Origin of the sequence: Arcobacter rhizosphaerae, assembly GCF_049472155.1 — a bacterium.
Taxonomy (GTDB): Bacteria; Campylobacterota; Campylobacteria; order Campylobacterales; family Arcobacteraceae; genus Arcobacter_B.
Genome location: NZ_JBMOVW010000009.1, coordinates 1 through 20,367 on the forward strand (window position 1 = coordinate 1; position 20,367 = coordinate 20,367).

General features: G+C 25.9%; 21 protein-coding genes. 9 read left to right on the forward strand and 12 right to left on the reverse strand.

The window, feature by feature from the left end:
- The 3 genes from ACH5BH_RS12415 to ACH5BH_RS12425 all read right to left on the reverse strand — a co-directional run.
- A partial coding sequence (locus ACH5BH_RS12415; protein ID WP_423298573.1) for a type VI secretion system Vgr family protein occupies nt 1-1,875 on the reverse strand: 1,875 nt, incomplete at its 3' end.
- A 172-nt stretch (nt 1,876-2,047) separates the two neighbouring features.
- A complete protein-coding gene (locus ACH5BH_RS12420; protein ID WP_404307916.1) occupies nt 2,048-2,572 on the reverse strand; it encodes an Hcp family type VI secretion system effector in 525 nt (174 codons plus the stop codon).
- Nucleotides 2,573-2,705: 133 nt separating this feature from the next.
- Nucleotides 2,706-4,526 (reverse strand): mechanosensitive ion channel family protein, encoded by a 1,821-nt coding sequence (locus tag ACH5BH_RS12425; protein ID WP_423298574.1) that lies wholly within the window; start codon nt 4,524-4,526, stop codon nt 2,706-2,708.
- Between the two features lie 73 nt (nt 4,527-4,599).
- On the opposite strand from ACH5BH_RS12425, the gene ACH5BH_RS12430 reads away from it, so the two are divergent.
- Nucleotides 4,600-5,628 (forward strand): peptidase M42, encoded by a 1,029-nt coding sequence (locus tag ACH5BH_RS12430; protein WP_423298575.1) that lies wholly within the window; start codon nt 4,600-4,602, stop codon nt 5,626-5,628.
- Nucleotides 5,629-5,635: 7 nt separating this feature from the next.
- Nucleotides 5,636-6,607 (forward strand): zinc transporter ZntB, encoded by a 972-nt coding sequence (locus ACH5BH_RS12435; RefSeq protein ID WP_423298576.1) that lies wholly within the window; start codon nt 5,636-5,638, stop codon nt 6,605-6,607.
- A 10-nt stretch (nt 6,608-6,617) separates the two neighbouring features.
- On the opposite strand, the gene ACH5BH_RS12440 is transcribed toward ACH5BH_RS12435, so the two are convergent.
- From ACH5BH_RS12440 to ACH5BH_RS12460, 5 genes are all read right to left on the reverse strand, one after another.
- Nucleotides 6,618-7,670 carry a succinylglutamate desuccinylase/aspartoacylase family protein gene (locus tag ACH5BH_RS12440; RefSeq protein ID WP_423298577.1) on the reverse strand — a complete coding sequence of 351 codons (1,053 nt, stop codon included), beginning with the start codon at nt 7,668-7,670 and terminating at the stop codon, nt 6,618-6,620.
- Nucleotides 7,671-8,594 (reverse strand): 30S ribosomal protein S6--L-glutamate ligase, encoded by a 924-nt coding sequence (rimK, locus tag ACH5BH_RS12445; protein ID WP_423298578.1) that lies wholly within the window; start codon nt 8,592-8,594, stop codon nt 7,671-7,673.
- A gap of 1 nt (nt 8,595) precedes the next feature.
- Nucleotides 8,596-9,003: an ester cyclase gene (locus ACH5BH_RS12450; protein ID WP_404307904.1), complete on the reverse strand. Its 408-nt coding sequence runs from the start codon at nt 9,001-9,003 to the stop codon at nt 8,596-8,598.
- Between the two features lie 53 nt (nt 9,004-9,056).
- Nucleotides 9,057-9,317: a hypothetical protein gene (locus tag ACH5BH_RS12455; RefSeq protein WP_404307902.1), complete on the reverse strand. Its 261-nt coding sequence runs from the start codon at nt 9,315-9,317 to the stop codon at nt 9,057-9,059.
- Nucleotides 9,318-9,617: 300 nt separating this feature from the next.
- The gene (locus ACH5BH_RS12460) at nt 9,618-9,746 is read right to left on the reverse strand and encodes a hypothetical protein (protein ID WP_423298579.1); all 129 of its coding nucleotides are present in this window, start codon (nt 9,744-9,746) and stop codon (nt 9,618-9,620) included.
- Between the two features lie 128 nt (nt 9,747-9,874).
- Here ACH5BH_RS12460 and ACH5BH_RS12465 point away from each other — a divergent pair, with 128 nt between their 5' ends.
- From ACH5BH_RS12465 to ACH5BH_RS12495, 7 genes are all read left to right on the forward strand, one after another.
- Entirely contained in the window at nt 9,875-10,066 is a 192-nt protein-coding gene (locus ACH5BH_RS12465) for a sodium-dependent tyrosine transporter (RefSeq protein ID WP_404307898.1), read from the forward strand.
- A 123-nt stretch (nt 10,067-10,189) separates the two neighbouring features.
- Nucleotides 10,190-11,629, forward strand: coding sequence for an alanine/glycine:cation symporter family protein (locus tag ACH5BH_RS12470; RefSeq protein ID WP_423298580.1), 1,440 nt, complete (start codon nt 10,190-10,192; stop codon nt 11,627-11,629).
- Between the two features lie 34 nt (nt 11,630-11,663).
- On the forward strand, nt 11,664-12,356 hold the full coding sequence (locus ACH5BH_RS12475; protein WP_423298581.1) for an aspartate/glutamate racemase family protein: 693 nt from the start codon (nt 11,664-11,666) through the stop codon (nt 12,354-12,356).
- Nucleotides 12,357-12,411: 55 nt separating this feature from the next.
- Entirely contained in the window at nt 12,412-13,548 is a 1,137-nt protein-coding gene (locus ACH5BH_RS12480; RefSeq protein WP_404307892.1) for a sensor histidine kinase, read from the forward strand.
- Nucleotides 13,541-14,224, forward strand: a complete 684-nt coding sequence (locus ACH5BH_RS12485; protein ID WP_423298582.1) for a response regulator transcription factor — start codon at nt 13,541-13,543, stop codon at nt 14,222-14,224. The genes ACH5BH_RS12480 and ACH5BH_RS12485 overlap by 8 nt, the downstream gene beginning before the upstream one ends.
- Nucleotides 14,225-14,301: 77 nt before the next feature.
- Nucleotides 14,302-15,711: an aspartate ammonia-lyase gene (gene aspA, locus ACH5BH_RS12490; protein ID WP_404307886.1), complete on the forward strand. Its 1,410-nt coding sequence runs from the start codon at nt 14,302-14,304 to the stop codon at nt 15,709-15,711.
- Nucleotides 15,712-16,206: an asparaginase domain-containing protein gene (locus ACH5BH_RS12495; RefSeq protein ID WP_423298583.1), complete on the forward strand. Its 495-nt coding sequence runs from the start codon at nt 15,712-15,714 to the stop codon at nt 16,204-16,206.
- 34 nt (nt 16,207-16,240) lie between these two features.
- Here ACH5BH_RS12495 and ACH5BH_RS12500 read toward each other — a convergent pair whose 3' ends face one another.
- The 4 genes from ACH5BH_RS12500 to ACH5BH_RS12515 form a co-directional block, all read right to left on the reverse strand.
- On the reverse strand, nt 16,241-16,864 hold the full coding sequence (locus ACH5BH_RS12500; RefSeq protein WP_423298584.1) for a hypothetical protein: 624 nt from the start codon (nt 16,862-16,864) through the stop codon (nt 16,241-16,243).
- Complete coding sequence (locus tag ACH5BH_RS12505; protein WP_423298585.1) at nt 16,861-17,610, reverse strand: hypothetical protein; 750 nt, start codon at nt 17,608-17,610, stop codon at nt 16,861-16,863. The genes ACH5BH_RS12500 and ACH5BH_RS12505 overlap by 4 nt, the downstream gene beginning before the upstream one ends.
- Before the next feature lie 14 nt (nt 17,611-17,624).
- Entirely contained in the window at nt 17,625-19,670 is a 2,046-nt protein-coding gene (locus ACH5BH_RS12510) for a methyl-accepting chemotaxis protein (RefSeq protein WP_423298586.1), read from the reverse strand.
- 123 nt (nt 19,671-19,793) lie between these two features.
- Nucleotides 19,794-20,297: a ferritin gene (locus ACH5BH_RS12515; RefSeq protein ID WP_423298587.1), complete on the reverse strand. Its 504-nt coding sequence runs from the start codon at nt 20,295-20,297 to the stop codon at nt 19,794-19,796.
- Nucleotides 20,298-20,367 lie beyond the last annotated feature (70 nt).

Sequence of the window (20,367 nt, forward strand, 5' to 3'; positions counted from 1 at the left end):
ATAATCTTCCAAAACAGAAGTAAGTTTTTCTTTCTGTATCGTCGAAATATGATTATACTTTACATTCTCATTTAAATCTTTCCCTACTGTTAAATTTGAATTCTCTTGTATCGTCTCCTCTTTATCTTTCTGTACTATGGTCTTTGAATTATTCTCTATTTGTATATTCTGATTATTTAAAGCATGGAAATTTAAATCTCTTTGTGCTCTTATTGATACTCTCTCTTCTCCTCTTTTATCTTCAAATAATAACTCATTATACCCTTTTGTCTCCTCATATTGTGGCATTGAATTTGTTCTTATATAACTTTGTGTCTTATTCTCTGGCAAGTTATATGCCTTCTTATTCTCCCCATTATGCAAACTTCCTATTATTATAGGACAATCTGGATCCCCATTTATAAATCCTACTATTACTTCTTGATTTACTCTTGGTATAAATTGACTCCCATACCCATTCCCTGATTGTATATTTGATACTCTTAGGTATGTTGATGTTATTTGATTCTCTTCAAATGCAAACAGTACTCTTATTCTTCCTTCTTCATCTACATCTATACTATTATCATAATCTTTTGTATTTGAATTCCCATTTGATACTTTTGCTGTTAATATTGAGTTTATTCTTGGTTTCTTTATCGTTTTTTCGGGTTTATATTCTATATCTTTTGGTATGGCTTTAAATTCTACTTCATATTGCAGTTGATGTTTTACTTGTTCATTTATATTTTGTCTATATTCATCTAGGGCATTTGGGAAATGTCCTTTATATTCTACTTCTATGATGATACTATCTATCTTTTTATTTGCTTTCTCATCTTCTAATCTTATACACAAGCTATCTTCTATATTTAACTCTTGTGAACTTCCTTCTATTATATTTGATTGTACATATTCTCTTTGAGAATCTATTTTTGTATATCTATTTAAATCTTTATAGTAACTCTCATCTAACAAGTTTAATTTATCTCTTAATGTATATTTCTTTATATCATTTCTTAATTGTGATGTTGATTCATTATCTTTTATTGAGCTTACTATATTTGCTCCACTTTGTGTTTTATATTCTTGGCTTGGTTTATTTTTATCATAATAGTCTTCTATATGATTACTTGCTTTAAACTCTTTACTATGATTAAAAGAACAAGTTGAAGAGTATGTATTTACTATTACATGTTCATTTAATTCACACAATATTAGTTTATATGGATCATTTGAGCTATAGTCTATTATTAAGCTATATCCTTCTTCTTCACAAAGCATTTGTATAAATTCTAAATCACTTTGATTATATTGAGTTGTATACTCTCTTATTGGGGCTTTTAATAAATCTAATTTTATATCTATTTGAAGGTTTAATAATTGGTTATATCTATTTATTATCTCTTTTATTATATCACTTGTTTTTTTTTCATGATATATTTCATATCTATTATTTAATCCTAAATAATATAGAGGTGATACTACTTCTATTTTATATAGATGTTTTCTTGCTACTATACTATCTTCACTTGCTTTATATATTTTCCCATATATTGTTTTTTTTATTATAGGACTTATTTCATCTTGTAGTTTTATTTCTACATCTGTATCTACTAGTTCTTCTATATTTATAAACTCATCACTTACAAATATTAGTTCAAAGCTATAGGGTTTATTTACTTGACTTTTCCCTTTTAGTTTATATACACTATAGCTTCCATCTAATATTCCTAATCCTATTATTTCATTTTCTTTATAATTTAATAGTTTTAGTCTACAGCTTATTTCTTGGTTTACTTCTTTTCTTAACTCTTTTAAACTAAATGCTTCTTCTATTTCTTCTTGTAAGTTATTTTCTATCTCATTTATTCTTTTTTTTATTTCTTCGGACAATTTTTAGCCTTACTTATTTTTTTATACTTCTTTTTATCTTATATATTAAAAAATAATATTTTTTCTCGCTACTTTTATTATTTTATTTATTCTTATTTTTATCTTTTTTTTATTTTCTATTACTTTTTGATATATAAAAAATAAGGAGTTCCCTCCTTATTTTTATTTATGTTTAGGCATTTAATCCTACACCAATTCTCCAGTCATCTTCTCCTGATGTACTTGCTGTCTCATGTCTCCATGTAATCTTTCTATATGCAAATGATACTTTTTCTAAAGGTGCTACTTGTGTTTTTGCTTGTCCTTCTTCATTATCCATGTATGCGTCTATATCTACGATTACTGCATCTTCTAATACGATTGAAAAGTAATGCTCTGGTTTCCCTGCATAGCTTGTTCTGTACCATTTTAATTCTACTTCTGTTAATGTCTCACCTTTTGTTAATGCGTTATATAATAATGGTGATGATTTATCAAATAGTTTTGATATTACTAATGGTTCATGTACTCTTTGTCCTGATGGTTGTCCTGACTGTGGATCTCTTGGTATATTAATGTTATGTGCAAAACCTTTTATTAATGCTTCATTCTCATGCCCTTTTTGGTATGAGTTACCTACTGATTCTGGTGTAAATGTACCTTCTGTAATTAAACCTTGTGTACTACCTTTTATCGAAATAAATATTGGATTATTCATTTTTCTTTATCCTTCTGTTAAAATGTTTTTTATTTTATCAAATTATAATTTAATAAATATTTATTTCATAATAGTTTTTGATACTTTTTTTGGATTTTTAAGTACATTTATCAATAAAACAGTTAAAACTGTTTTATTTTTTAGCTTTTTTGATATGTAAATCCAGTTGAGGGAAAGGGATTTCTATATCATTTTTATAAAGAGAATTATAAATAAGGATTAAAAAATCAGATTTTAAAGAGTTAGGTTGTATTTTATCATTTGCTTTTATCCAAACTAAAAGCTCTAAGTCTACACTGCTTGTATTCATATTTTCAAGTCTGATTTCAGGTTTTTTATCTTCATTATTTCTTACATATTTTAAATCACTATCTTCAAGTTCTTTTAAAACTACTTCTTTTACTTTTTCTATCTTTGTCCCATAAGCAACTCCAAAGGGTATATGTAGTCTTCTTGAGGGATCTTCTAGTGTCCAGTTTATAACATTGTTTTGAATAAAAGATGAATTTGGAACAACAATATCTATATTATCAAAGGTTTTAATAGTTGTTGATCTAATTCTTATATCTGTTACCGTTCCTTTTAATAAATCATTTATTTCTATAATATCGCCGATTCTAATAGTTCTTTCAAACATTAAAATCACCCCAGCTATTAGATTTGAAACAACTGTTTGAAGTCCAAATCCAATACCAATTGATAAAGCACCTGCTATTAAAGAAATTGATGTCATATCAATTCCTAAACCACTCATAGTAATCATAAATGTAATAATTATGATGATATAAAAACCTACATTTGATGAAAGTTTTAAAGACATTTGGCTCATATTTGGCCATTTTTTAGAAAGGTTATTTAACCATTTTTTATAAACAATACCAATTATAAATCCAATAATGATAAATAAAATAGCCTTTATTAAACTAAATAGTGTTATGGCTTTTTCATTATAAACAAAAATAGGTGATGTTATATATGTCCAAGCTTGTTTTAATATATCTTGACTTTGATATATAGAATTACTTAAAAAAAGTTTAGTATTACCAAGATGTTTCCTTGCTAAGTCTTTTATAAAAGCATCAATCTTTTCAAAATAGTTTTTATTTTTGATTGATAAATTATCTATTTTTTCGCTTTTTGCAATATAGTTTCTTAAGAGTTCTTTTTCATTTTTATTTATTATATTAAAAATATTTTGTTTAAATAATATGTTTAAAACTGTTTGTGTTAGATCTTGTATTTGTAAATCTAATGTTTCAATTTTTTTATTGATTGATTCTATATTTTTATTGTTTTCTTCAATACTTTCTTTTTCAAGTTCGAGTTCAAAAGATGTTTTTTCTTGAATAAGTTTATTAATTTTACTTTGAATTTGTTCTAATTCTTTACTTAATAAAGATAAATTAAATTCTTTTATTTTTGTTAAGTAGTTAAATAAAGCATTTATTTGTAATCTTTCATTTGCTTTTAACTGTTTTAGTCTTTCTTCAATATTGCTTTTTTGAATTTTATAATAAGCATATTGTAATTGATATGATAGAAGATTTTGTTTTTCTTCTTCAATGATATCTTCTATACTTTTTTTTAAATAAATAAGTTTATTTTGAATATCTGTTAATAAACTATTTTGTTTATCAATTTTAATTTGTGTATTTACTAAGTTTTGTATTTCTTCAAAATAATCATTAATACTAATATTTTTATTCAAAAACTTTGAGTTATCAAATTTCTCAACATTGATAGTTTTAGAAAGCAATTCTTGAAGTCTTTTTAAATGTATTTTTTGAGTATTAATAATCTCTTGTGAAAACTCTTTATTTAAAGAAGAGTCTTCTATGTTTTTTTCAAGTGTTTTATAAAACTCTTTATTGTTTTTGTTATCAAATAAACTATTATCTATTTGTGCAGAATTCAAAAAAATTGAAAGTGAAAAAATCACTAAGAAAATTCTCATTAAGCATACCTTTTTTTGCATAATTATATCAGAAATTTAGATATAATTATGCAATTTAATAAAGTAGGAAAAAATGGAAAATTTTTATGACATTTTAAAGCAACTTATACGAATACCAAGTGTCGTTGGAGCTGAACACTCTTTTTTTGTATATTTAAAAAGAGAACTTGAAGAAATGAATATAAAAGTTGAATATTATGATGGAATTTTAGTAGCTACAGGTGAGATACCAACTAGTGGATATATATCTGCACATGCAGATAGACATGGACTTATTTGTACAGGTCACAATGAATTTCAATATGCCGCTTATATAGCAAAAAATCAAGCTGATTTAAAAGGAAATTCAAATTCAGAACAAATGCTTAAAAATTTTGAGATGAGATTTGTAAATCAAAAAGTACAAGCTTATGAACCTTGGTCTGGATCTTATTTGGGTTTAGGTTTAATTGAAGATGCCTTTTTATGTGAAAGAAGAAATAATATTATTTTTAAAGTAAAAGATTTAGAGCATTTACTTCCTGGAACACCAATAGCATTTTTAGATAAATTAACTATAGAAAATGATTTAATTTCTGCTCAAATTGATAATGTACTAAGTATTGCTATGATTTTACATCTTTATTCACTAGGGTATAAAGGAACAGCATTTTTTACTGCTTCTGAAGAAGCAGGGAAGAGCTGGAGATTTTTATTAGAATATTTTAGAAGATATGATATTTCAACAAAAGAATTATTGGTTTTAGATACAAGTCCATATAAAAATATAGAAGATTTAAGTCATTTAGATATTGTTTTAAGAAATAGAGATGAAAATGCTTATTTTAGATCGCCATTAAAAAGTAAGATAAAGAAAATAGCTTTAAGAAAGAAAATAAAATATCATTATAAAGATGAATATATGAAAAATATAATGAACCAAACAGGCGTAAAAACATCTTTAGGTGTTACAGAACTTGGAAGAATTATAAAAGCTAGTAAGGGTATGATTCAAGGTACAACTTTACAAGTACCAACTATTGGTTATCATACTGTCGAAGAAACAACATCAAAAAACTCTATTGATAGTATGATGTTAATATTAAAAGAGCTTTATTTATAGGAAAAATATGAAACAAATAGATGGGTTAATTTATGCTTTTTGCTTAGATAAAAATGGTAGTGCTAAGCAAATAAATTTAGAAGAGTATGAAAATAGATTAGAAAATGATTTAATTTGGTTGCATTTTGATTATACAAAACAAGAGAGTATAAATTGGATAGAAACAAAAAGTGGATTAGATGAGATTGTCGTAAATGCACTTTTAACAGAAGAGACTAGACCTAGAACAGTTTTTTTAGATGATTCTATCTTAATTGCTTTGAGAGGAATAAATTTTAATGCAAATTCAGAACCAGAAGATATGGTATCTATAAGAGTATTTATAAATGAAAATCTAATTATAACTACCAAAAAAAGAGATATGCTTTCTGTTCATGAAATGGCAAAAGAATTAAAGCAAAATAAAGGTGCAAAAAGTTCAGCTGAATTTTTAATTGGTTTAACTGATAAAATAACAAGTAAAATGCAAGAAACAATTGATGATTTAGAAGAGAGTAGTTTAAATTTAGAAGAGAATATTTTAAATGAAGAAAAACAAAATATCAAAACAGAAATTTCATCTTTTAGAAAAGAACTTTTATCTTTAAAAAGATACTTATATCCTCAAAAAGATGCTTTAAATAAGCTAAGTTTTAATTCGATTTCTTGGTTAAGTGATTATGATAAAATAAAATTAAAAGAGATTACGGATCATTTAATAAGATATATAGAAGAAATAGAAACATTAAGAGATAAACTTAGTTTAATCCAAGAAGAGTTTTCAAATAAACTAAGTGAAGAGATGAATTTAAGAGTATATATTTTATCTATAATTTCAGCTATTTTTTTACCTTTAGGTTTCTTTACAGGTTTATTTGGAGTAAATATAGCTGGAATGCCAGGAGTTGAAGATAAAAATGCTTTTAATATTTTTATTTTAGCATTGGTAATAGTTTTGGTAATTCAATTACTTATTTTTAAAAAGAAGAAATGGATTTAAGGATTCTATACTATTCAATAGAATCCTCAATATTTAGCTCACTAAATTCACTTATTTCTATAGCATCTTCACTAAAATATTCTATTTTGTCTTCTGCTGTTTCAAGATTTTTAAATCTTCCAATATGAAAAATTGCATCACCTTCATGAACTAATGGAATTTCAGATTTTCCTATGATAACTCCATCAAAAGAAGCCTTAATAGCATAAGAAATATCTTCTATTGGATCATCAATATAAGCTATTATTTCATCTTTTTTTACTGTATCTCCCAAGGCTTTTATTGTTCTTAAAATTCCACTTTCACAGGCTCTAATCCAGTTGCTACTTTTTGTAATAATAGGAAGTCTTTTAGTTTTTCTTGTTGTAGTTTTTGGAAGCATATCCATTTGTCTTAGAATATTAACAATTCCTTTAACTCCAATTCTAATTGATGTTTCATCAAATCTTAGAGCTTCTCCTGCTTCATAAAGAAGAACAGGAATACCTTTTTCTTGAGATAAAGCTCTTAGTGAGCCATCTCTTAATTGAGAATGTAAAACCACTGGCGCTTCAAAAGCTTTAGCAAGTTTATAAGATAACTCATCATTTAAGTTTGCTCTTATTTGAGGTAGATTAGATTTATGAATTGAAGCTGTATGTAAATCAATTCCTAAATCACAAATACTAACTATTTCATCAAAAAAGATTTTAGCAACTCTACTAGCAAGTGAGCCTTTTTGTGAACCAGGAAAGCTTCTATTTAAGTCTCTTCTATCAGGAGTATATCTTGAAAGAGTCATTATTCCATAGATATTTACAATTGGAATTAAAATTAAAGTACCTTTTAATCTTTTTAAAATATTTAGTTTTTTTACTCTTCTTATAATTTCAATACCATTTAATTCATCTCCATGTACAGCAGCACTTACAAAAACAGTAGGGCCATCTTTTTTACCTCTAAAAACATATATAGGCAAGTTTCCAGGAGTATTGTATAATTTAGGTAATTTTATATTAACTCTTTTTGTTTCACCTTTTAATACTTCAACTCCACCTAAAATGAAAGTTTTAGAATCTTGCATTTATGCTCCTATTCTATCTTTTTTAATTCTTTTTCTACTAGGTTCATTTGGTGTTACATTTTTTTCAATATAATCCATAATCTTACCAGCAATATCAATTTGAGTTGATTTTTCAATTCCTTCAAGTCCAGGTGATGAATTAACTTCCATAACTAAAGGCCCTCTACTTGATGGAATCATATCAACTCCACAAACTCCAAGTCCCATAGCTTTTGCAGCAGCTAAGGCTGTTGATTTTTCTTTTCTTGTAAGTTTATGAGCAACTGCTGTTCCACCTTGATGTAAGTTTGATCTAAAATCACCCTCAGCACCTTGTCGTCTCATAGCTCCAACAACTTCACCACCAACAACAAAAGCTCTAATATCAGCACCACCTGCTTCTTCTATGAACTCTTGAACAAGTAAGTTTACATCCATCCCATAAAAAGCATCAAGAACAGATTTAGCTGCTTTTTCACTATCAACTAAAACAACTCCAACACCTTGTGTTCCTTCTAATATTTTTAGAACCAAAGGTGCTCCACCACTTAGAGCTATTACGTCTTTTGAGCTTGACATATTTGAGGCAAAAACTGTTTTTGGCATATCAACATCATTTTTAGAAAGTATTTGAAGACTTCTTAATTTATCTCTACTTCTTTTAATTGCTAAACTTCCTGTAACTGTAAATACATCCATCATTTCAAAGTGTCTTACCATTGCCGTACCATAGAAAGTTCTACTTGCACCTATTCTTGGTATAATTGCATCAGGAGCAGGTAGTTCAACACCTTGATAATTTATCTTTAACTCACCTTTCATGATTTCAATACTACACTTTAAATAGTCAATTACTTTAATATCCCAGTTTTTAGCTTTTCCTGCTTCAACTAATCTTTTAGTAGAATATAAAGATGGGTTTCTTGATAAAATATATACTCTCACATTATGCCTTTAATTGTTTTACTAAAGTATTTAAATCACCAAGTACCCAAATACTTTTTATTTTATTTTCATCAAATTTAAAAAATGTAGCACCATTATATAAAATTCTATTATTAGAAGCTTCATACTCAAAAAGTTTTCCTGTATGCTTTCCCGTATATAAAGCTCTTACAGCAATGCTATTATTATCAACTACCATATCTATTATACTATGAAACAGTGATGGTATACCTGTATGAATAGTAGTCATATACTCTTCAAACTCTTTTTTCCCATTTGCTTCAAGACCTAGTGAACCATGAAAAGAGATGTTTTCGTGAAATAAAATATCTATAAACTCTTTATTTTTTTTATTCCATAGTTCTTCATAGTAAAGTTTTACTAAATCTTTATTTGTTAAATTTTTCATTTTTTCCTCATTAAAAAATATAGAATAAGAAGATAAAAGGAAATTAATATCTATTAATTTTTATATTGTTCGTTTTCTTGGTATTCTTCTAAATTTTCATTTTGAAGTTTTACTTCTTGTGAAATTAGGCATTTATCAAATTCTAATTCACATTTCTCAACACATAAGAGATCTTTTTCTTCAGTGTTTTTATTTTCACATTTTGCAATACATTTCTCAAATAAATTTTCACAGTCTATTTCTTCTACAGAGATAGTATTTGCATTTAAAGTAATATTTAACACTAAAAAAGTAAATAAAATTGTTTTTAACATTTAAACTCCTATATAACAAACTTAACTTCTCTATAAGTTAAATTTGTTAGTATAAAAGTACTCAATATATTAGAGTACAACTTTTTACTAGAAACTTTTACTAAAGATATCGCCAAATATGTATGTGTATTAAGTTTCTAGTATTCTTGATAATTACATTCTTCTTATTCTATTTGCGAATTATAAATCAAAAAAAAGAAAATAATCTTAAAATAATCTTAATTTTTGTTCAGTGTATAAAAGTAGTCTTTTTTAGGACTTTATGGAAAGTTTTTTTTCTAATAAAAATAGTTTAGGGTATTAAAAATACCCTAAATATATATGATATTTATATACAAATTTCTTAGAAACTTGTACTAACTCTAAAAGAATAGAGCTTATTTCCTCAGTTATGTTTTTTTGTACATAAGAATTTGAAACCGTAGCCATATTAAATCCTTTCATAGTAAAGTTAAATTATATTTATTTTTTCTTAAAAAGTAAAATAAAAAAGTAAATTAATCTTTACTATAAAATAAAAAAATGATAGAATACGAAAAAATAAAAAAAGGAAGCTTATGTTTTTTCAATTAAATGATAGAGTTTTTATTAATCTTAATAAAATCACAAGAACAAAAATTGATCATGTAGAAGATGGTATTAGAGTTAGATTTTATGAAGGTAAAGATCAAGTTGCTAAATCTCAAAAATTTGAAGATGTAAAAGCAGCACAAAAATGGCTAAAAAAAGCATTAAATATAAAAAAATAGTTAAAATTAACTAAAAAAAGGTAAAAACACTAGTTTTTACCTCTGAAAAATCTCCAATATTTAAAACCCCACTTTTATCACTCTTTGTACTGCTAAACTGCTTTTAACTAAAAAGGAGAAAAAATGTTAGCTGAAATTAATGACTTTTTAAATAACTTAATTTGGGGAAATATTTTAATATATTTACTTCCTGCTTTAGGTATATTTTTTACGGTTACGTCAAGGTTTGTACAATTTAGATATTTCTTTAAAATGTTTAGAGTTTTAAGAGATACAGTGCATGATAAAGAAGGGCATATTAGTTCTTTCCAAGCTTTAATGCTAAGTGTTGCAGGTAGAGTTGGTGGTGGAAATATCGCTGGTGTTGCTGTTGCTATTACTCTAGGTGGTCCAGGTGCTGTGTTCTGGATGTGGGTAATTGGTCTTATTGGTATGAGTACAAGTTTCTTTGAATGTTCTTTAGCTCAGTTATATAAAGAAAAAGATGGTCAAGATTCATGCGTATATAGAGGTGGACCAGCTTACTATGTTACTAAGGCTTTAGGTCAAAGATGGTTAGGTGTAATTATTTCTGTATTATTAATGATTACTTTCGGTTTTGCATTTAATGCAACTCAATCGTTTATTATCTCTACTTCTTTTGAATCTTCATTTGATATTCCTACTTGGGTTACTGGATTTATTGTTACTATGATTTTTGCAGCTGCTATTTTTGGTGGTATTAAAAGAATTACTAAATTCTCAGAAGTTATCGTACCTGTTATGGCTGTTGGGTATTTATTAATTGCTATTGTTGTTATAGCTTTAAATTTAGATAAAATTCCTGGACTTATTAATGTAATTGTAACAGAAGCGTTTAATCCTTCATCTGCTATTGGTGGTGGTATTGGTGCTGTTATTTTACAAGGTGCAAAAAGAGGTATGTTCTCAAATGAAGCTGGACTTGGTTCGGCTCCAAATGTTGCAGCAGTTGCGTATGTTGCTCACCCAGTTCAACAAGGTATTGTTCAATCGTTCTCTGTATTTATTGATACTATTATTTTATGTTCTTGTACAGCATTTATTATTCTTTTATCTGGTGTTTATGTACCAGGTCAAGAGGGTGTTCAAGGTGTATTATTAACTCAAAATGCTTTAGTTGAACATATTGGACCATTTGGTGGTTATTTTGTAACAATTGCATTATTTTTATTTGGTTTATCTTCAATGTTATATAACTACTATCTTGCAGAAAATAGTTTAAACTTCTTCTCAAAGGGAAATATCACACTATTTAATGCTTTTAGAGTTTTATGTGTGGCATTAATCGTATGGGGATCGTTCCAAGATTTAGGTTCTATTTTCTCATTTGCCGATTTATCTATGGGATTATTAGCAGTAATCAACTTAGTTGTAATTGCTATTTTATATAAACCAGTTTTAAGACTTATTAAAGGGTATGATAGACAATTAAAAGAGGGAAGAAAACCTGTTTTAAGATACAATGACTATCATGAATTTAAAATTGATAAAGATACATGGAAAGAGATTGTTGATAATATCAATGATAAAAGAGAGAAATAAGAAGTAAGTTTTCTTACTTCTTAAAAGAGTTTATATGAGAAAAAAAATTGGTATTATTACAGGTTCTGGACCTGAGGCTGGTATTGATTTATGGCAAAAGATTTTACATGAGAATAAAGCTTTATTAAAAGAGAATTTTCAAGGAGATTTAGATGCACCAAATGTGACTATTTTATCAGTTCCTGAGTTAGGTCATTCAATGGAGCTTGAAAAGAACTATGAAAAAGTTTGGAAAACATTAAAAGAAGCAGTAGAACAGATTTGTCAAAGTGTTGATTTTTTTGTTATTGCTTGTAATACTTTAAATGTTTATGAAAATAAAATAGAGCAAATAGGTTTTAAACATAAGTTTTTATCAACTTTAGATGTTGTAAAAGATTATATAAATGAAAATAATCTATCAAAAGCATGTATTATTGGTGCTTTACCAGTTCTTGAAATGAAAGAATTTTCAGTCTTTAAATCTTTATATGAAACTTTTGATATTGAAGTTCCACAAAACTTTGAAATGGTTCATCAATTAATTTATGATGTAAAAAAGTATGGGGGAGAAAGTAAAAAGGTTATTAATAATTTTGATTATATTTTAAATCAAATAGAATCAAATAATATCTTTCTTGCTTGTACTGAGTTACCATTAATTAAAACTCAATATAATCAAAAAAAATTAATAGATGTTACATCTTTATTAGCTAAAAAACTAGTTGTGAATAGCTTTCACAGCTAGTTTTTAAGAAAACTTTGTCAAACTATACTTATAGAGTTAGCTAATGAGGTGGAATATGTTTACAAAAGAAGGAATACCTTTTTTTACAGTTTTAATTCCTTTTTTAAGTATATTATTTGTGTCTTTTTTTTCAACTTCTTATTATTTAAAAGTTACTAATCAAACTTTTGAAGAAGATATAAAAGAGTTTAAACAATTATATATTTTAAAAAGTAATAATAAAACTGAAATCGATAATCTTATAAAACAAAAAATTAAAAAACATAAATCAAAACAAGAAGAGTTTAAAGACTTTATGTTTTACTTGACTGCTTCAATTGTTGGTTTTATGGCACTTTTTTCACTACTAATGAGTTCAATTATTAATGATGTTGTAAAAAAATATAAACATCAAGTTCAAAATAAAGAAGGAAAACTTCAAAAGCTAAATAAAAGTTTAGAATCAAAAGTTCAAAGAGGAATAGAAGAGGGGAAAAGAAAAGATAAGGCAATTCTTCAACAGTCAAAGCTAGCAAGAATGGGGTCTATGATAAGTATGATAGCTCATCAATGGAGACAACCTCTAACAGAGTTATCAGGGGTTTTAATGGAGCTTGAGACAGCAACAAGATTTAAAAAAGTTGATGAAAAGCATATTTTAAATTCCATACAAAGATGTGATGGCATGATTGAGTTTATGTCTAATACTATTGATGATTTTAGAAATTTTTATAGACCTGATAAGAAAAAAGAGGATTTTTATGTTTTAGATTCTTGTCAAAAAGCAATAGGTTTAATAGATGCTTCTTTAAAAGATTCTGATATTGATTTGATACTTAATGTTAAAAAAGACAAATTAATTAATGGATATCCAACAGAGTTTTCTCAAGTTATTTTAAATCTTATTACAAATGCAAGAGATGTTTTACTTGAAAAAAATATACATAAGCCCAAAATTGAACTTACTATTGAGAGTATGGGAGTTTTATGTATTGTAAAAGTTAAAGATAATGCAGGTGGAATTAAAGATGAAAATTTTGATTTGATTTTTGATCCTTATTTTAGTACAAAAGATGAAAAAAGTGGAACAGGTTTAGGACTTTATATTTCAAAACTTATTATTGAAAGAAATATGGGTGGAGAGCTTAGTGTAAAAAATGATAAAGAAGGCGCAGTTTTTAAAATAGTTTTAACAGGATGGAGCAATGGATAAAATATTATTAGAAGAGTTAAAAAATATACCGATTTTATGTGTAGAAGATGAAGATGGTATTAGACAAATTGTTGTTGAAACATTAAAGTATTATTTTGATGAAGTATATGAGGCAAGAAGTGGAGAAGAGGCCTATGAAATTTATGAAGATTATAAACCTAAAATTATACTTTCTGATATACAAATGAAAAATGGTGACGGAATACAACTTGTAAAAAAAATTAGAAGTATAGATGAAAATGTATTTATTATTATGCTTACTGCTTATACAAATGAAGAATATTTAGTTGATTTGATTAATTTAAACATAAATCATTTTATTTTAAAACCTTTAAATCTAAAAAAACTAAATGATGCTTTAGTTAAATTCTTAGATATTAAATCAAAGCCTATAACTTTATGTGACGGTTTAGTTTTAGATACTTTAAAAAGAGAATTGATATATAAGAATAAGGATATTATTTTCTTAAGAAAAAGAGAAAAAGACTTTTTACAAATACTTTTTCAAAGAAGAGATTCTATTTTAAGTTATGAAGAGATTGAGTTAGAATTATGGCAGGATAAACAGATGACTTCCCATGCTTTAAAATCATTTATTAAAGATTTAAGACATAAACTTCCTATAAATGTAATCAAAAATGTTCCTCAAGAAGGCTATACTTTAGCAAAAGTTTAGTTTGCTTTATAAAGCACACTTTTTGCATACTTTTGTTTTATATGATTCTATTATTATGCAATTTAAAAGGTTGATTTATGGAAGAAAATTACAGAATTGAAAAAGATTTTTTAGGTGAAAAAAAGATTGATGTTCACAGCTACTATGGGATACAAACATTAAGAGCAAAAGAGAATTTTGATATTACAAAAACAAGTATCTCTTTATTTCCAAATTTTATAAAATCTCTTGCAAAGGTTAAAAAAGCTTGTGCTTTAACAAACTATGAATTAGGTGATTTAAATGATAAGCAAAGAGATGCAATAATCCAAGCTTGTAATGAAATAATTGATGGAAAGTTTAATGACCAGTTTATAGTTGATCCTATTCAAGGGGGAGCAGGAACTTCAACAAATATGAATGTAAATGAAGTTATAGCAAATAGAGCTTTAGAGATTTTAGGTGAAAAAAGAAGTAATTATGATGTTATTCATCCAAACAATCATGTAAATATGAGTCAGTCTACAAATGATGTTTATCCAACTGCTATTAAAATTACACTTTATGAGTTAATTTATAAGTTAAAAGACTCTCTTAGATATTTAAGAGATAGTTTTGAAGAAAAATCAGTTGAGTTTAAAGATGTACTTAAAATGGGAAGAACACAGCTTCAAGACGCAGTTCCTATGACTTTAGGGCAAGAGTTTAAGACTTTTGCTATCATGGTTGATGAAGATATTTATAGATTAAGAGACGCCCAAGCTTTACTAAAAGAAGTAAATTTAGGTGCTACTGCTATTGGTACTGGAATAAATACAAAAAAAGAGTATAGAAGAAAGGTTATAAACAATCTAAGAGAAGTTACTGGAATAGATTATGAAAGTGCAGGGGACTTAATAGAAGCTACACAAGATACAGGAGCTTTTGTACATATCTCAGGTATTTTAAAAAGAGTTGCTATTAAAATCTCTAAAATTTGTAATGACTTAAGACTTTTAAGTAGTGGGCCTAGAGCTGGTTTAAATGAGATTAACCTTCCACCAATGCAACCAGGAAGTTCAATCATGCCAGGAAAAGTAAATCCAGTAATTCCAGAAGTTGTAAATCAAGTAGCTTTTGAAGTAATTGGAGCTGATGCTACTATTTCTATTGCTTGTGAAGGTGGACAGTTACAACTAAATGTATTTGAGCCATTAGTTGCTTATAAGCTTTTCACATCTATAAATATGATGAGAAGATCTTTTTATTCATTGGCTGAAAAATGTATAAAAGGAATTACAGCAAATGAAGATGTTTGTATGGAAAATATTCTAAACTCTGTTACTTTAGTAACTTGCTTAAATCCTATTTTAGGATATGAAAAAAGTTCAGCTTTAGCAAAAGAAGCACTAGCAACAAATAAAAGAGTATATGATATTATTTTAGAGCAAGAACTATTTACAAAAGAAGAATTAGATGAACTTCTTCACCCAAAAAATATGGTAAGTAATTATGAAGGAAATAAATAGATGAATATTACAATTATAAATACAGGTGGAACTTTTAATAAAAGATATAATCCTATAAAAGGTGAACTTGAAGTTCCAAGCGATAATATAGCATTAGATGAGATTTTAGAGTCTTGCTATAATATTAACTTTGAAGTAAAAAATGTAGTTTCAAAAGATAGTTTAGAAATAAACAATGATGATAGAGAAATTATCTCTAAAGCAATAATTGAATCTAAAAATAAAAAAATAATTATAGTTCATGGAACGGATACTATGGATTTAACTGCACAATATTTAAATGAGAAAAATATTGATAAACAAATAGTAATAACTGGTGCAATGGTTCCAATGAGTATTAAAAAAGTAGAAGCTACAATGAATTTTTCTCAAGCAATAGGATTTTTAAATGCTCCTATAAATAATGGTATTTATATTTCAATGCATGGAGTAGTAACCTCATACGAAAATATTCAAAAAGATAGAAAGTTAGGACAGTTTATTTTACAAAACTAAGCTAAATAAAAAGAAAGTCTATTTTAGACTTTCTTTATTCTATACAAGATATAGAGCTTTTAATATAATGTTTATATTTCTCTAAAGATATTTTATATAAATATGGCTCATATTCTTTATTTGTTAATGAGTTTAAACTTTCTTTTACTAAGATATTTTTATTATTATTTATAGTTATTTTATACGTTCCATTATTTAGAATAGAAAGAGTGTAAGGTAAGCTTATTTTGTAAATACTATTTCCATATTTTCCACCTAAAATTAATTCATCTTTAAAAACACCTGCATCTTTAGTTTTTATAAAATTACTAATATAATAATGAATATTAATAAATTTATTATTTATATCAAACCAAACATTTGTATTTATTTTTGTATCACTATATTTATCGTTCCCTAAGTCAACAAAACTATATGTATGATCTATATCAAACCAATGAATTAGACATCTTTGGAGTTTATATCTTAAGATATTTAATAACTGTTTTTTTTCATCTACTTTAATTTTAGCCTCTAATAAGATATCTTTATAATCTTTTTCTATAAATTGAACATTTTTTTCTTTTTGTATAATTGATGGTGCAGCAAGATTAGGGTTGCCACATCCAATAAAAATAAATACTGTAAAACTTAATAATAAAAGGTTTAAATTCTTCATTCTTCTATTAATCCTCTTGTAATATAATGTTTATTAGTTGTATATAAATCTTTTATTCTAAAAGGGTTTTTCTTTTTAAAGTATATTTCTATTTCTTTAATTGAAAACTTTACAATAGTATCTCTTTTTTTTAAGTCAAAATTTTCATCATACATCATCCAAAAAGGAAGTTCAATTACATTACAAAATAGTTTCTTATCTTTATATGTTTTTTCATTTGCATTATCTATTGCACTACCTAAATCAGTGATTAAATTAACACCTTTTTTGGAACTAGCAATACCATTTAAAGAGTTTCCTAAAAGATCATGATTTGATGTGCTAACTGCAACAGTAGCTAAGGCAATATTTAATCCCAATCCAATTATTGAGCCAATTCCAAAAGAGCTTTCTTGTTTGCCTATTTTATAATTATAAATGTAATTGATATTATTTGGGTTAAAGTTAGTAAGATACTCATCTATACTTATATTGTCTTTTTTTAATTTATTATTAAAATAAACATGTATATTTTTAAAACCTTTTTCTTTTGCTTCTCTTGCAGCATCTCTTAAAGAAAATAATAAAATATCTCTAAATCCAAATTGATTTTTGCTTTCATTAAATTCATATTTTAAAATCGTATAAGTTTTTATAGCTATGCCATCTGAATAATAATTGTATTTATATTCAGAATAGGCATCTATATTTGAATTATTTGCATAAAGTGTAGATACAAATATTAATGATATAAAATATTTAAACATTGACAATCCATATTTTAAATCTTATTACTTGGTTGAGTTTTTTTATTTGCAAAAGAAATTTTACAAGTATCAGATTCACAATCTTCTTTTTCTTTTACTGTTATACCTTTTTCACTTTGTTCTAATAAACTATCTAAAGAATCAGGTTTTATATCTTCTTTTCCATTAAATTCTTTTTCATCTGCATCAGTTAAAATCTTTTTAGCTAAATATGAAGTTCCTAAAGATATAGTGTGTGTTTGTGCTGCAACAGCTGCATTTTGTTGTGTTTTTTGATCTATCATATTTACTGCATCATTAATTTGGTCAATACCACTTTTTTGTTCTTTAGCTGCTAAATCAATATCTGAAATTAGATTTATTGTTTGTTTGATATTCATATTTAAACCTTCATATCCATCAATCATTCTATCTGAAATAGTCTTTCCTTCATTTGCTTTTATTGTTGCATTTTCTACTAAAGCTTTAATATCATTTGCAGCTTCTGCACTTCTTGCTGCTAAGTTTCTTACTTCTTGAGCTACAACTGCAAAACCTTTTCCAGCTTCACCAGCTGTTGCTGCTTCTACGGCTGCATTAAGGGATAAAATATTTGTTTGAAATGCAATTTGATCAATTATTGTAATAGCTTCATTTATTTCATTTACTTGATCATTTATCTCATCCATAGCTTTTTTTGTTTCAGTTGCTAAGTCTTGTCCTTTATTTGATGAATTAGTTACTTCTTTTGCTAAAGAAGACATTTCTGAAATTTTTCTTGTAGTTGTAGATACATTTCCTGTAATCTCTTCAAGTGCTGCTGCTGTTTCTTCAAGTGAAGCAGCAGCTTCATTTGAAGAAACATTTAATATATTTACATTTTCTAAAAGGCTTTTTGCAGAATTTTCAAGAGTAAGCCCATTTTTTTTATTTTCAATTAGCATTTGCGTAATTAATTCAGCAACTTCATTTAACGCAAGAGCAATTTTTCCATTATCTGAATAGATTTTATCTGTAAAATCAAGTCTTGAATAACTACATAAAACATCAAATAATTTATTTGTACTTCCACAAACGTTTGTATTTAAAATTTCTAACATTTCATTTAAATTTATTCTCAATGTTTCTAGATTTTTTGTTTTTACAGGGGTTTTAAATCTTTTAAATACATAACCTTTTTTAACTTCTTCAACCATATATTCAACTTCTTGTAAAAATTTAGTATCCTCCTCAATACTTGTTTTTATTTTGTTGATATTTGTATTTACAATTTTTGACATATTACCTATCTCATCATTTGAACTTTCGTCTAAAATTATTACTTCATTTGTTTCTTTATTTAAAAATTTAAAGAATTGATTTATTCCTTTTTCAAAATTATTAATAGTTTTAGAAATATAGTTTTTAAGTAAGTAGGCAATAATGATTGATAGTATTATTCCTAAAATAGAAATAATTTCTATTATTTTTAAAAGTGTAATTTCATGTTCTTCTGCTGTAAGAGCAGATTTTTGTAGCATAGCAATTACATTTTGAGTTAACTTTTGAATTTCACTATCCATTCTTTCAAGTTCTTCATGAAGAATCTTTTTTTCTTTTTTTATTCCTTCAATATCTTTATTTTCTAAATATTTAATCATCAAATTTAAATCTTTTTTAAATTTTTTTTGATCTTTTTCTAAAATTACTAATTTCTCATAAAAACTTTCATAGTTTTTAATAACATTATCATCATAAGTATGTTTAATTGCATTTTTTATAAGATCTTCTGCTTTTAGTATTTGCATTTTAGTTTGTTGTTCAGTTTTTTTTATTTTCTTTTTAAGATCTTTAAATATTTGACTATTTGTATCAGAACCTTCTAAAATAAGTTCATACGTTAAAATCTCTTCTTTTAAAATATCTTTTTCTAATTCAACAATCACTTTATTTATAGGAATTTGGTATTCAGCAATTTGTACAATTTCTTTTCCAATTTTTGATAAACCAATATAGCTTGAAATAGATATGATTAACATACATAATATTGTTATGGCAAGACTTAAAATCACTTTTGTTGAAAGTTTGAGATTATTTAGCATTATTTTCCCCTACATTTTATAATAATATAATGTTATCATAAAATTATGAAAAAATAAATACAAATAAGAAAATTATTATTGTTATATTTTAACAAATTAAAGAATAAGAGTTAGCTCTTATTCTTATTTAGGTTCTACGAAAGTTCTTCCTGCTAGTTCTTTATCAATAGTATATTGTCCATAGCCATTATCTCCAACAAGTTTGATATGATCGATAATCTCACCTACTGTTGCTTCTTCTTCAACTTGTTCTGTTACATACCATTGAAGTAAGTTATAAGTAGCATGATCTTTTTCTTTCATTGCTAGGTCTGATAAGTTATTTAAATTTCTTGTCATCTTTTGCTCATGAGCTAAAGATTTTTTAAATACATCTAATAATGATTTATATTCAACTTCAACTTCGTCAATTTTAGGAAGTTTAATTTCAACATCTTGATCTTCTAAATATTTAAAAAGTTTCATTCCATGAGCAACTTCTTCTTGATATTGGATTAAAAACCAGTTAGAAGCACCATTGAAACCTTCTTTAGAACAGTAAGCACTCATCCCTAAGTAAATATAAGCTGAATGATACTCTTTATTTAATTGTTCAATTAAAGCTTTTTGTAAACTTTTGCTAATCATTTATTACTCCTTTTTTATATAGTTGAAACATTATAACAAAAGGAATTTAAAGAAAATTTATTAATTTCAG